The organism is Roseomonas sp. GC11, assembly GCF_024437745.1.
Lineage (GTDB): Bacteria > Pseudomonadota > Alphaproteobacteria > Acetobacterales > Acetobacteraceae > Pseudoroseomonas.
Map to the genome: position 1 here is coordinate 21,965 of NZ_JANFNY010000031.1, position 12,346 is coordinate 34,310.

Annotated in this window: 12 protein-coding genes; 8 read left to right on the plus strand and 4 right to left on the minus strand. The window is 70.5% G+C overall.

Annotated features, from left to right (window positions below):
• The first annotated feature begins 33 nt into the window (after positions 1-33).
• Together NON00_RS11595 and NON00_RS11600 are read left to right on the plus strand one after the other, a co-directional pair.
• Complete coding sequence (locus tag NON00_RS11595) at positions 34-804, plus strand: IclR family transcriptional regulator (RefSeq protein WP_256020959.1); 771 nt, start codon at positions 34-36, stop codon at positions 802-804.
• A 152-nt stretch (positions 805-956) separates the two neighbouring features.
• On the plus strand, positions 957-3,353 hold the full coding sequence (locus NON00_RS11600; RefSeq protein ID WP_256020962.1) for a penicillin acylase family protein: 2,397 nt from the start codon (positions 957-959) through the stop codon (positions 3,351-3,353).
• Between the two features lie 115 nt (positions 3,354-3,468).
• On the opposite strand, the gene NON00_RS11605 is transcribed toward NON00_RS11600, so the two are convergent.
• The 3 genes from NON00_RS11605 to NON00_RS11615 form a co-directional block, all read right to left on the minus strand.
• The gene (locus tag NON00_RS11605; RefSeq protein ID WP_256020964.1) at positions 3,469-3,969 is read right to left on the minus strand and encodes a YaiI/YqxD family protein; all 501 of its coding nucleotides are present in this window, start codon (positions 3,967-3,969) and stop codon (positions 3,469-3,471) included.
• 62 nt (positions 3,970-4,031) lie between these two features.
• Positions 4,032-5,315, minus strand: a complete 1,284-nt coding sequence (locus NON00_RS11610; protein WP_256020967.1) for a Zn-dependent hydrolase — start codon at positions 5,313-5,315, stop codon at positions 4,032-4,034.
• Positions 5,316-5,322: 7 nt separating this feature from the next.
• Positions 5,323-6,111: an SDR family oxidoreductase gene (locus tag NON00_RS11615; protein WP_256020970.1), complete on the minus strand. Its 789-nt coding sequence runs from the start codon at positions 6,109-6,111 to the stop codon at positions 5,323-5,325.
• Between the two features lie 286 nt (positions 6,112-6,397).
• Between NON00_RS11615 and NON00_RS11620 the strand changes: the two genes are divergently transcribed.
• The 6 genes from NON00_RS11620 (at position 6,398) to NON00_RS11645 (ending at position 11,092) form a co-directional block, all read left to right on the plus strand.
• On the plus strand, positions 6,398-7,369 hold the full coding sequence (locus NON00_RS11620) for a D-glycerate dehydrogenase (RefSeq protein WP_256020973.1): 972 nt from the start codon (positions 6,398-6,400) through the stop codon (positions 7,367-7,369).
• 50 nt (positions 7,370-7,419) lie between these two features.
• A complete protein-coding gene (locus tag NON00_RS11625; RefSeq protein WP_256020976.1) occupies positions 7,420-8,076 on the plus strand; it encodes a flavin reductase family protein in 657 nt (218 codons plus the stop codon).
• A 239-nt stretch (positions 8,077-8,315) separates the two neighbouring features.
• Positions 8,316-10,013 carry an iron ABC transporter permease gene (locus NON00_RS11630; RefSeq protein WP_256020979.1) on the plus strand — a complete coding sequence of 566 codons (1,698 nt, stop codon included), beginning with the start codon at positions 8,316-8,318 and terminating at the stop codon, positions 10,011-10,013.
• A 262-nt stretch (positions 10,014-10,275) separates the two neighbouring features.
• Entirely contained in the window at positions 10,276-10,482 is a 207-nt protein-coding gene (locus tag NON00_RS11635; protein WP_256020982.1) for a cold-shock protein, read from the plus strand.
• Between the two features lie 79 nt (positions 10,483-10,561).
• Entirely contained in the window at positions 10,562-10,783 is a 222-nt protein-coding gene (locus NON00_RS11640; RefSeq protein WP_256020985.1) for a hypothetical protein, read from the plus strand.
• A 114-nt stretch (positions 10,784-10,897) separates the two neighbouring features.
• Positions 10,898-11,092 carry a hypothetical protein gene (locus NON00_RS11645; RefSeq protein ID WP_256020988.1) on the plus strand — a complete coding sequence of 65 codons (195 nt, stop codon included), beginning with the start codon at positions 10,898-10,900 and terminating at the stop codon, positions 11,090-11,092.
• 86 nt (positions 11,093-11,178) lie between these two features.
• Here the strand turns inward: NON00_RS11645 and NON00_RS11650 are convergent, their stop codons facing one another.
• Complete coding sequence (locus NON00_RS11650) at positions 11,179-12,240, minus strand: glycosyltransferase family 4 protein (protein WP_256020991.1); 1,062 nt, start codon at positions 12,238-12,240, stop codon at positions 11,179-11,181.
• Between the last annotated feature and the right edge of the window lie 106 nt (positions 12,241-12,346).

The following is a 12,346-nucleotide window of genomic DNA, read 5'->3' on the forward strand; positions in this document are numbered from 1 at the left end:
GCCGCAAAGCTGCCGCGCAAAGGAGCGTGAGCGATGTCCGAGGACCGGCTGTTCGTCCAATCCCTGCAGAAGGGCCTGGCCCTGCTGGAAGCCTTCGGCCGGCAGCCGGGCGAGCTGAGCCTGAACGAGCTGGCGCATCTCTCCGGCATCGACCGCAGCTCGGCGCAGCGCATGGCGCATACGCTGCTGAAGCTCGGCTACCTGGAGCGCGGCACGAATGGGCGCGGCTATACGCCGGGCCGCAAGATCCTTGACCGTGGCTTCGACTTCCTGCGCTCCCGCCCGCTGATCGAGCGCGCCACGCCCGTCATCATCGAGCTGCAGCGCATGACCGGGGAGCGCGTCGATCTCAGCCTCTTCGACGGCACCACCATCGTCTATGCGCTGCGGCGGCAGAGCAAGCGCGAGACCTTCTATGCCACGCTGGTCGGGCGGCGGCTGCAAAGCTTCAGCACGGCCGGCGGGCGCGCCTGCATGGCGCTGCTGCCGCGCGAGGAGGTCAATGCCCTGATGCTGCGCGCCGATGTGCGGCCGGTGACCCCGAAGACGCTGCTCGACCCGGATGCCATCATCGCCCGCATCGAGCTGGCGCGGCGCGAGGGCTACAGCGTGGTGCAGGAAGAAATGCTGATCGGCGAGGTGGTGGTGGGTGCCGCCATCGCCGGGCAGGACGGGCGGCCGGTGGGGGCGGTGCATATCGCCGGCTCGCTCTCCGAATGGCCGCCGGCGCGCTTCGCCTCGCGCTTCGCGCCGCTGGCGATCGAGGCGGCGCGCGCGCTGGGCGGCGGTAGCGGGCTGCGCTGATCCCGCATTTTTCCTGTGCGGGACAGCAACATTCCGAATCATGGTAGCGCGCAGCGATATTTGCGGCGCGCGCGCATTGCACGGCGGCGCAACGGCTCCTAGCTTCGCCGCCTTTCCTCCGCCCAGGAACGCCACCGCATGGACGCCGCCGCATGACCGACACCGCCCCCTCCCCCGCGACGCTCCAGGGTGAGACCTTCCAGGGCGAGACGCTCCGGCTGGCGGGGCTGCGGCAGCCGGCCTCCATCCAGGTGGACCGCTGGGGCATCCCGCATCTGCGCGCGGAGAACGAGCACGATCTCTTCCTCGTGCAGGGCTTCAACGCGGCGCGCGACCGGCTGTGGCAGATCGACCTCTGGCGCAAGCGCGGCCTCGGCCTGCTCGCCGCCGATTTCGGCCCCGGCTACCTGGCGCAGGACCGCGCGGCGCGCCTCTTCCTCTACCGCGGCGACATGCAGGCGGAGTTCGACGCCTATGCGCCCGATGCCCGCGCCATCTGCGAAGCCTTCGTCGCCGGCATCAACGCCTATGTCGCGCTGGTGGAGGCGGAGCCGGCGCGGCTGCCGGCGGAGTTCCGCGCCCTCGGCACGCGCCCGGCGCGCTGGGCGGCGGAAGATGTGGTGCGCATCCGCAGCCACAGCCTGACGCGCAACGCGATGTCCGAAGTGCTGCGCGCCATCATCCTCTCCCGCGCCGATCTCGCCACCGACCTGCTGCGCAAGAATCTGGAGCCGATGACGGAACCGGTGCGGGCGGAAGGGCTGGATCTCTCCGCCCTCGGCACCGAGGTGCTGGCGCAGTTCAAGCTGGCCACGGCGGGCGTCACCTTCTCCGCCGCGCGGCTGGCGGCGCCGCTGGAGGAATGGCGGCGCTGGGGCAGCGTCACCGATCTCGGCGAGGTGGTGCAGGGCGCGGAGATGGAAGGCTCCAACAACTGGGCCATCCATGGCAGCCGGACGGAAAGCGGGCGGCCCATCCTGGCCTCGGACCCGCACCGCGCCCATGCCGCGCCCTCGCTGCGCTACATCGTCCATCTGGACAGCCCGGGCTTCAACGCGATCGGCGCCGGCGAGCCGGCGGTGCCGGGCATTTCCATCGGCCATAACGGCACCGCCGCCTTCGCGCTGACCATCCACGGCGCGGACCAGGAAGACGTCTATGTCTACGAAACGGCGGAGGAGGACGCGGACTCCTACCGCTATGGCGATGGCTTCGAGCCGATGCGGCGCATCACCGAGCGTTTCGCCGTCAAGGGGCATGAGGACCAGGAGCTGGTGCTGCGCTTCACGCGGCATGGCCCCGTCATCGCGCGCGATGGGGCGGCGCGGCGCGCGGTGGCCATCCGCAGCGTGTGGGCCATGCCGGGTGCTGCGCCCTATCTCGGCAGCCTATCGGCGATGCGCGCGCGCAGCCTCGAAGAGTTCCGCCAGGCGCTGCGGCGCTGGGGCACGCCCTCGGTCAACAAGGTCTATGCCGATGTCACCGGCACCATCGCCTGGACGCCCGCCGGCTACGCGCCGCAGCGGCCGAACTGGGACGGGCTGCTGCCCGTGCCCGGTGATGGGCGCTATGAGTGGTCCGGCCTGCTCGACCCGGCGGAGCATCCCTGGCGCATCGACCCGCCGGCCGGCTTCGTGCACAGCGCCAATGAGCAGAACCTGCCGCCCGACTGGCCGCATGCCGAGAAAACCTATGGCTATGAATGGAACGATGGCGCGCGCGCCACGCGCATCGCCGAGGCGCTGACGCGCGGCCCGCTGCTGACGCTGGCCGACAGCACGGCGCTGCAGACCGATGTGGAATCCCTGCCCGCGCGCCGCCTCTGCGCCCTGCTGCTGGCCCTGCCGCGCGGCGCGGCGCCGGAATTCTGGGCGGCGCAGACCCTGCTGGAGGAATGGGACCACCGGCTGGAGGCCGACAGCGCCGCCGCCGCGCTGTTCGAGGTTTTCCTGAGCAAGCACCTCAAGCCGCGCCTGCTGGCCCTGCTGGTGCCGGAGGCCACGCTGCGCCCGCTGCTGGTGCCGCAGGACATGGAGAGCCTGCTGCGCGTGGTGGAGCAGCCGGATGCCCGCTTCGGCGCCGACCCCGTGGCGGGGCGCGACGCGCTGCTGGCGGAGTGCCTGCTCGCCGCCTTCCGCGACTGTGTGGAGCGGATGGGCCTCTGCCCGACGGAATGGAACTGGGGCCGGCTGCACCACGGCTATTTCGCCCATGCCCTGCAAGGGCTCTCGCCCGAGACGGCGGCGATGGATGTCGGCCCCTTCCCGCTCGGCGGCAGCGCGCAGACGCCGATGCACACAGGCTACCGCCCCTCAGACTTCCGCTGCAACCACGGCGCCTCGGTGCGGCTGGTGATGGATGTCGGCGCCTGGGACAACAGCCTGTGCATCAACGCGCCCGGCCAGTCCGGCGACCCCGCCTCGCCGCATTACGCCGATCTCGCGCCGCATTGGGCACGCGGGGCGTATGTGCCGCTGCTCTATTCGCGCGAGGCCGTCGCGGCGATGGAAATGCAGCGCATCACGCTGCTTCCTGAAGATGCTTCATAAGATCTTCTTTTTCTGAAGAAAAATTTTCTTTCAGGCTGCCGCCGTCTCCCGGCACAGCGGGACGCTCAACTGAAAAAGTTTTTTGGTTCTTTTTTTCAAAAAAGAACGTCTTCGCTTAAATATCATCAAAGACGGGCCGCCACAGGGTCGGCGGCGGCCCGTCGCGCAGGGCGGCCTGGAGTTCATTCTCCAGGGCGGAGAGGAAGCGGGCGCGGTCCTGCGCCGCCATGGGGCGGCCGCGCGTTTCCACGCCGAGTTCGCGCAGGTGGCGCGACACCTCGCGCCCGGCCAGGGCCTGGCCGATATTGTCGCTGGTCCAGGGCCGGCCGGTGGGGGAGAGGGCGCGGGCCTTCTTCTCCAGGCAGCGCGCGGCCAGCGGGATATCGGCGGTGACGCAGAGGTCGCGCGGCGTGATCTGCGCGGCGATGTGGTCATCCGCCGCATCCGGCGCCGGCGGCACGATGACGCGGCGGATCCATTCCGCCTCGGGCAGGCGGATGCCGCGCGCGCCGTTGGACACCACATGCACCACCAGCCCGAGGCGCCCGGCAACACGGAAAACCTCCTCCCGCACCGGGCAGGCATCGGCGTCGATCCAGATTTCAGTCTTGCTCATGCACGCGTCCCACAGCGGGCGGAGGGCGCCAGGGGCAGAGGCCACCCCTGGCGGATCGTGGCTCAGCCGGCGGCGTCCGCCAGCCAGCGGGTCATCACCTTGCAGGCCTCGGCGAAGTCCTCGTCCCGCATGGCCTCATGCGGGTTGTGGCTGCCATTCTGGTTGCGCACGAAGAGCATGGCGGTGGGGATGCCGGCGGCCCCGAAGGCCGCCGCGTCATGCCCGCCGCCGGAGGCCATGTCCATCCAGCGCACGCCCACGGCATCGGCCGCGCGGGCCAGCCCGGCGCGGAGGCCCGCATCCATGGGCGAGGCGAGCGAGCCGGTTTCCGGCCCGAGGTCGAAGCGCACGCCGCGGCGGGCCTCGATCTCCGGCACCTTGCGGGCGAGTTCGGCGAAGATGGCATCCACGCTGGCCGGGTTCACGCTGCGGACATCGAGCATGAAGGTGGCCTCGCCGGGGATCTTGGTGAAGCCCGCCTCCGCCGTGGTGGCCAGGGTGCAGAAGGTGCAGACGAGGCGGTGGCCCAGCGCCTCCAGCCGCGCCCATTCCTCATCCAGCGCCAGGGCAAGCTCGGCCAGGGCGATGGCGGCATCGCGGCGGTAGCGGCGCGGCGTGCCACCGGAATGGTTGTATTCGCCGAGGACGCGCCCCTGCCGCAGCCGCCGGCTGCCCGGAATGCCGGTGACGATGCCGACGGGCACCGCCTCCGCATCCAGCACCGGCCCCTGCTCGATATGCAGCTCCAGGAAGGCGGCGGTGTTGGCCGGGGTGATGGCGGCCTCGCCGCGCTCGGCGAAGCTGGGGTCGAAGCCCTCCTCGCGCATGTGCTCGGCCAGGGTGCGGCCGGAATCCTGGCGGCGGACCTGCAATTCTTCCGCCTTCAGCCGGCCGAGGGCGCCGCGGCTGCCGGGGTAGGAGGTGGGGAACCAGGCCCCCGCCTCCTCCGCCCGGATGGCCATGACGGTGATGTCGCGCGCCGGGACGAAGCCCGCGCGCTTCAGCCCCGCCACCGCCGCGAGGCCGGCCAGCACCCCCGCCGCGCCATCGAAATTGCCGCCCTTGGGGACGGAATCCAGATGGCTGCCGGTCAGCAGGCGCGGCGCCGCGCGGTCCGCGCCGGGCAGGGTCATGTAGAGATTGCCCACCGGGTCGGTGGTGACCTCAAGCCCCAGCGCCTCGGCCTCGCCCCGGACGAGGGCATGGGCCATGCGCTCGCCCGGGCCATAGGCCTCGCGCGTGATGCCGACGCCGTCGAAGCTCTTCTCGCGCAGCGTGGCGAAGAGGCGCCGGGCCAGATCGGTTTCCGGCAGGAGATTGGGCCGGGCCGCCCCCGTATCAGACACCACGCAATCAGACACCGCGCACGATCCCGCCATCGATGATGTGGATGCGGCCCGTGGTGTAGGCCGCCACGTCGGAGGCGAGGAAGGCGCCCATCGGGCCGAATTCCTTCGGCTCGCCATAGCGGCCGACGGGGATGGTGGCGGAGCGCTCGGCCACCAGGGCCTCGATGCTCTTGCCCGTCTTGGCGGCGGCGGCGGCCAGGGTCTCCGCCGTGCGGTCGGTGGCGAAGGCGCCGGGGGCGAGGATGTTGCAGGTGATGCCCTCCCCCGCCACCTCGGCCGCCAGGGTCTTGTTCCAGCCGACGATGGCGGCGCGCAGCGTGTTGGAGAGGGCGAGGCCCGGCAGCGGCTGCACCATGCCGGTGGAGCCGATGGCCAGGATGCGGCCCCATTTCTGCTCGCGCATGCCTGGCAGCAGGCGGTTGGCGATGCGGATGGGCGAGAGGACGATGCGCTGGAACCAGGTGACGAGGTCCTCCTGCTTCATCTCCAGCGCGGAGCAGGTGGGCGGCCCCCCATGGTTCAGCACCAGGATGTCCACGCCGCCGAGCGCCGCCACGGCGGTGTCGGCCAGGCGGTCCATCTGCGTGCCCTCGGCGACATCGGCGGGGATGCCGACGGCCTTGGGCGCGCCCAGCGCCTCCAGCTCGGCCGCCACGCGGTCGAGGCTCGTCTGGTCGCGGCCGGAGATGGCGAGCGCCACCCCCTCCGCCGCCAGCGCATCGGCGATCGAGCGGCCGAGCCCCTTGGAGGCTCCCATCACCAGGGCGCGGCGCCCTTGCAGACCGAGATCCATGGCCTTGCAACTCCCTCAGGTTTTCGGGCGGGGACCGTGAACGCTTCGCCCCCCGCTGGCAAGTCATCCCCTGGGTGGGGGCGGCTCTTGAGAGGGGCTTTGCCCCTCTCAAACTCTCCCAACCAAAGGCCTGGGGCCTTTGGAAACCCACCCGTTGGTCCCCCCTGGCCAGATGCGCCGGCATGGTTAAGCTGCCGGGCCGGGAGGGAAGACGCGCGCGCCGGGCCGGAAGGCCGGGGCTGCGTTGCATTCCGCACGCCCTTCCGGCCCGCTGGAGTTGTCGCGCATGACGAAACCCGTCCTCCTGCTGACCCGCCGCTTCCCGGATGCCGTGGAGGCCCGCGCGCGGGAGAGCTACGTCACCATCCCCAACCCCAGCGACGTGCCGATGACGGGGGTGCAGATCGTGCGCGCCGCGGCGCAGGCGGGGGTGCAGGGTCTTTTCTGCGCCGCCGGCGACCCGCTGAATGCCGAGACCATCGCCGCCCTGCCGGAGAGCGTGCGCATCATCGCCACCTTCAGCGTGGGCACGGACCATATCGACCTCGCGGCGGCGGCGGCGCGCGGCATCCTGGTGACCAACACGCCGGACGTGCTGAGCGTGGCGACGGCCGAGATCGCCATGCTGCTGATCCTGGCCGCCGCGCGGCGGGGCGGCGAGGCGGAACGGATGCTCCGCGCCCGGCAATGGGTGGGCTGGGCGCCGACGCAGCTGATGGGCGTCACGCTGGAGGGCAAGCGGCTCGGCATCCTCGGCATGGGGCGGATCGGCCAGGCGCTGGCGCGCATGGCGCGCGGCTTCGGCATGAAGGTGCACTACCACAACCGCAACCGCCTGCCGCCGGAAGAGGAGCGCGGCGCCTACTACCACGCGCAGGAGGACAGCTTCTTCAGCCGCATCGACGTGCTGTCGATGCATATCCCCGGCGGGGCGGCCACGCGGCACTGGCTGAACGCGGAGCGCATCGCCAGGCTGCGCCCGGGCAGCATCGTGGTGAATACCGGGCGCGGCAGCACGGTGGATGACGCGGCGCTCTGCGCGGCGCTGCACACCGGGCATCTGCGCGCCGCCGGCCTGGATGTCTTCGATGGCGAGCCGCGCATCTTCGAGGGCTATCACAGCGCGCCCAACCTCGTGATGCTGCCGCATCTGGGCAGTGCCACGGTGGAGACGCGCGATGCCATGGGCCTGCGCTGCCTCGACAATCTGGATGCCGTGCTGCTGCGCGGCGAGGCGCCGCCGCACCCCGTCGGCTGATCTTTCCCCCGGTTCTCCCGGCCTTTCCCTCTCTCCCGGCAGGATGCCCCATGCTGTTCGATTTCGAGACGATCCCCGCGCGCGAGGCCTATAAGCTTCTGGTCGCCACCGTGGTGCCGCGCCCCATCGCCTGGGTGGTGACGCAGGATGCGGCGGGGGTGGTGAATGCCGCGCCCTTCTCCTTCTTCAACGCCTTTGGCGACACGCCGCCGGTGATCGGCTTTTCCTGCGGCCCGCGGCCGGAGGGGGCGGCGGCCCCGCCCAAGGACACGCTGGCCAATATCCGTGCCACCGGGCAATTCGTGGTCTGCCTGGTGAATGAGGCGATGACCCCGGCGATGAGCGCCACGGCCACCGACTTCCCGCCCGGGGTGGACGAGCTGGCGGAGGTGGGGCTGGAGCCGGCGCCGAGCCGGCATGTGAAGCCGCCGCGCATCGCCCGCGCCCCGGTGGCGATGGAGTGCGAGACCTTCCAGCTCGTCCCCGTGGGGCAGCATGTGCTGGTGCTGGGCAAGGTTCTGGCCATGCATATCCAGGATGAAGGCGTGCTGGACGCAACGAAATATTATGTCGATACGCCCAAGCTGGGGCTGGTCGGCCGCATGCATGGCCGGGGCTGGTATGCCCGGACGGGCGATGTCTTCGACGTGCCGCGCACCACCCTGGCCGATTGGCAGGCGCGCGGCGGCGGCAAGAGCGAGGGCTGAAAGACGGTTTGAGGATAGGGCGCTTGCTGTTGAGAGGGGCTTCGCCCCTCTCAAACTCTCCCCACCAAAGGCCTGAGGCCTTTGGAAACCCATCCGGGAGTCTTCCCTGGTGGCAGGTGCGGGGGGAGCAGGCCCGTCAGGGCTGAAACTTGGCCGCCTGGACCGGAGACGGAACGGGGATGGGCCTTTCCGCTCCCCGCGGCGCATGCTACCGGCGCCTGAGAGGCAATCGCACCCGCGTGTCCAGCAGCACCCTCCCCCCTCCTCTCCGGCCCTCCCCGGCGGCTGCGCCCGCGCGGCGGCGCGTGCCCTTCTGGGCACGGGCCGGCTGGCTGGTGGCGCTGCTGGTGGCGCTGCCGGTGCTGGCGGTGCTGGCCAATGCCGCCGCGCCGCTGCTGCGGGGCGAGGGCGCGGGGCAGGTCTGGCGCCATATCCTGCACACCAACCTGCTGCCCTATCTCGGCCATTCGCTGGAGCTCGGGGCGCTGGTGGCGGGGATGTCCGCCCTCACCGGGGTGGCCTGCGCCTGGCTGGTCACCGCCTGCCGCTTTCCCGGGCGGCGGGTGCTGGAGATGGCGCTGCTGCTGCCCATCGCCATGCCCGCCTATGTCTGCGGCTATCTCTACACCTGGCTGCTGGATGCGGCGGGGCCGGTGCAGGCGGCCATCCGCGAGGCCACCGGGCTGCGCTGGGGGGAATACTGGTTCCCGGAGATCCGCTCCCTGCCCGGCGCGGCGCTGATGCTGGCGGCGGTGCTCTACCCCTATGTCTACCTGCTCTGCCGGGCCGCCTTCCTGCAGCAGAGCACCTGCCTGATCGAGGCCTCGCGCACGCTCGGGCTGTCGCTGCCGCGCACCTTCTGGCGGGTGGCGCTGCCGCTGGCGCGGCCGGCGCTGGCCGCCGGCACCGGCCTCGTGCTGATGGAGACGCTGGCCGATTTCGGCACGGTCGATTATTTCGCCGTGCGCACCTTCACCACCGGCATTTACGAGGCGTGGTTCGGCATGGGGGACCGGCAGGCGGCCAGCCAGCTCGCCGCCTGCCTGATCGGCGTCGTGGCGCTGCTGCTGCTGGCGGAGCAGGTCTCGCGCGGCGGGCGGCGCTACCACCCCACCACCACACGCCACCCGCCGCTGCGCCCGGTGGTGCTGCGCGGGGCGAAGGGCTGGGCGGCCACGGCCTGCTGCGCCCTGCCGGTGCTGGTGGGCTTCGCCATTCCCGCCGGCGGGCTGGTCTGGCTGATGCTGGAGCATGGCGATGCGCTGGCGCCGGCCAATTTCCTGCCTTTCGCGCGCAATTCGCTGCTGCTGGCCGGGACCACGGCGGCGATCGGGGTGGCGCTGGCGGCGCTGCTCGGCTGGGGGGTGCGGCATTATCCCTCCGCCTGGGCGCGGCTGGCCAACCGGCTGGCGGGGCTGGGCTATGCCCTGCCCGGCTCGGTGATCGCGGTGGGCACGCTGGTGCCCTTCGGCCTGCTGGACAATGCGCTGGATTCCTGGCTGCGGGCCCGCTTCGGCCTCTCCTCCGGGCTGCTGCTCTCGGGCAGCATGGCGGCGCTGGTCTTCGCCTATCTCGTGCGCTTCCTCGCCGTCGGGCAATCCGCCGTGGAATCCGGGCTGGCGCGGCTGAAGCCCTCGCTGTTCCAGGCGGCGCGGGTGCTGGGCTGCACGCCCGGGCAGGCGATCCGCCGGGTGGAGGCGCCGCTGGCGCGGGGCGCGCTGCTCACCGCCGCCACGCTGGTCTTTGTCGACACCATGAAGGAATTGCCGGCGACGCTGATCGTGCGGCCCTTCGACCTCGATACCCTGGCGGTGCGGGTGCACAACCTCGCCTCGGATGAACGGCTGGCCGAGGCCTCGACGGCGGCGCTGCTGATCGTGGCGGTGGGGCTGGCGCCGGTGCTGGTGCTGGTGCGCGCCATGCGCCGCAGGGACTGAGGCTGCGCGCCCTGCGGCGCGGGAACTGAAGATACACGCCCTGCGGCGCGGGAATTCAGGCTGCGCGCCCTGCGGCGCGGGGGCTGAAGAAAAACCTTGTGAATTCGCCGCAAAGCGCCCATGTTGACGGCGTCAAGCTCGTTTGGTTCGGCCTGTCTCCTTGCTCTCGCTTGAGCGCCGAGCCCGGTGTCCGTCTCCCCGCGACGTTCGATCCGTGTGGCGCTTCCGCTACGCGGCCCTTTGCTATGAACGGATATCATCCATGTCGACCGGCACCGTGAAGTGGTTCAACGCGACCAAGGGCTATGGCTTCATCCAGCCCGATGACGGCTCCAAGGACGTGTTCCTGCACATTTCCGATGTCCAGCGCTCCAACCTGCGCGAGCCGCGCGAGGGCGACAAGCTGGAGTATGACCTGCAGCGTGGCCAGCAGGGCAAGACCTCGGCGACCAATCTGAAGCTGGCCTGACGCCAGGGCGCCATGGGGCGGCAGGGCGCGCGGGCCGCCCGGCCCGCCCGGTTCCGACCCGGATCCGCGAGGGCGACCCATGCAACCCCATGGCTTCACCGTCGGGCAGAGCGTCGAGCTCTTCCCCGGCAAGTATGACGGCAATATCCCGCGCGGCACCTATACGGTGGTGCGGCTGCTGCCCAATGACGGCGCGGACCGCGAATACCGGGTGCGCCACCAGCAGGACGGGCATGAGCGCGTGGTGCGCGAGAGCCAGCTGCGGCAGGGCGCCGAATCTTTCTTCCGCACGGGCGGCTAAGGCCGCCTTCCACGCGCCCCGGCGCCTGGAACCCACCCCGGAATTTTATTTTCACGAGCATCTTTGCCCGCCCCGGTGATTCCTCCGGCCGGGATCTGCTCCAGGAGGCTGGCGATGCTGCGCCCTGCTCCCACCAAGAAGCCCACCCCTCCCCCCGAGCCCATGGCCGCGCCGGAGGCCGAGGTGGATTACCTCGCCAAGCGCCACCGTGTTTCGCCGGCCATTGTGCGGGAGATCATCCGCCGCATCGGCTCGGCCGAGCGGTCGGCGGTGGAGCGCGAGATCCGCAAGGGCCTCGCCCGCCGATAAAAAAACCGGCCGACAGCGTCGGCCGGCCCTGCCGGAAAAAAGAAGGGGGTCCGGGGGAATTCCTTCCCCCGGACTTTTTTTGATCGTCAGTTCCCGGCGACCGCGCGCAGGCGCGGCGACTTGCTCTGCTCGATGAGGTCCTCATAGAGGGCCACATAGTCTTCCGCCATGCGGCGGGAGGTGAAGCGCTGCTCGAAGCGGGCGCGGACCTTGGCGCGGTCGAGCTGCGGCAGGCGGGCGATGGCGGAGACGAATTCGTCCTCGTTCTCGACGATGAAGCCGGTGAGGCCGTCTTCCATCACTTCCGGCACCGAGCCGCGGCGCATGGCGATGACGGGGGTGCCGCAGGCCATGGCTTCGATCATCACCAGGCCGAAGGGCTCCGGCCAGTCGATCGGGAAGAGCAGGGCATGGGCGCCGGAGAGGAATTCCGGCTTCTGGTCGTCATTGATCTCGCCGATGTATTCGACGTGGTCCTGCTTCATCAGCGGGGCGATCTCGCGCTCGTAATAGGCGCGGTCGGCATCGTCGATCTTGGCGGCGACCTTCAGCTTGACGCCGGCGCGGCCGGCGATGCGGATGGCGCGGTCCAGCCCCTTCTCCGGCGAGACGCGGCCGAGGAAGGCGAAGTACTTCTGCTCCACCGGCTGCGGCGTCAGCCGGTTCTCCGGCATGCCGTGCAGGATGGTGCGGGCCCAGTTCAGCTTCGGGATCGGCAGGCGCTGATGGTCCGAGATCGAGACGAAGGGCGTATGCCCATAGGTCTCGTAGATCATCTTGAACTCGGGCAGGTCGAGGCGGCCATGCAGCGTGGTGACGAAGGGCACGCGCTGGCGGTCGAGCAGGCCGAGGGGGAAGTAGTCGATGTGGGAGTGGATCACATCGAACTCATGCGCGCGCTGGGCGATGATCTCGACCATGCGCATGTAGTGGGCGACCCAGTCGCGCACGGTGGGGTCGAGGCGCAGCGCCTCGGGGCGCATCGCGGCCAGCTTCGCGGCGGTCACCGAGTCACCGCTGGCGAACAGCGTGACCTCGTGGCCCATCGCCACCAGTTCCTCAGTCAGCGAGGAAACGACCCGCTCGGTGCCGCCATAGAGCTTGGGCGGAACAGCCTCGAACAGCGGCGAGATTTGCGCGATACGCATGAACGCGATCCCTTTTCTCAGGCAGATCACAGTTTCTAGTTAAAACAGGCCGTTTGCGACTTGAACGCTTCCGCTCACGCCCATATTTCATCGTGAACCTACAAAT

Bases quoted from the DNA above. Each gene is read 5' to 3' on its own strand.
- NON00_RS11635 (WP_256020982.1), top strand. From the start codon at position 10,276: ATGTCGACCGGCACCGTGAAGTGGTTCAACGCGACCAAGGGCTATGGC.
- NON00_RS11650 (WP_256020991.1), bottom strand. From the start codon at position 12,240: ATGCGTATCGCGCAAATCTCGCCGCTGTTCGAGGCTGTTCCGCCCAAG.
- NON00_RS11620 (WP_256020973.1), top strand. From the start codon at position 6,398: ATGACGAAACCCGTCCTCCTGCTGACCCGCCGCTTCCCGGATGCCGTG.
- NON00_RS11605 (WP_256020964.1), bottom strand. From the start codon at position 3,969: ATGAGCAAGACTGAAATCTGGATCGACGCCGATGCCTGCCCGGTGCGG.
- NON00_RS11640 (WP_256020985.1), top strand. From the start codon at position 10,562: ATGCAACCCCATGGCTTCACCGTCGGGCAGAGCGTCGAGCTCTTCCCC.
- NON00_RS11600 (WP_256020962.1), top strand. From the start codon at position 957: ATGACCGACACCGCCCCCTCCCCCGCGACGCTCCAGGGTGAGACCTTC.
- NON00_RS11595 (WP_256020959.1), top strand. From the start codon at position 34: ATGTCCGAGGACCGGCTGTTCGTCCAATCCCTGCAGAAGGGCCTGGCC.
- NON00_RS11645 (WP_256020988.1), top strand. From the start codon at position 10,898: ATGCTGCGCCCTGCTCCCACCAAGAAGCCCACCCCTCCCCCCGAGCCC.
- NON00_RS11625 (WP_256020976.1), top strand. From the start codon at position 7,420: ATGCTGTTCGATTTCGAGACGATCCCCGCGCGCGAGGCCTATAAGCTT.
- NON00_RS11615 (WP_256020970.1), bottom strand. From the start codon at position 6,111: ATGGATCTCGGTCTGCAAGGGCGCCGCGCCCTGGTGATGGGAGCCTCC.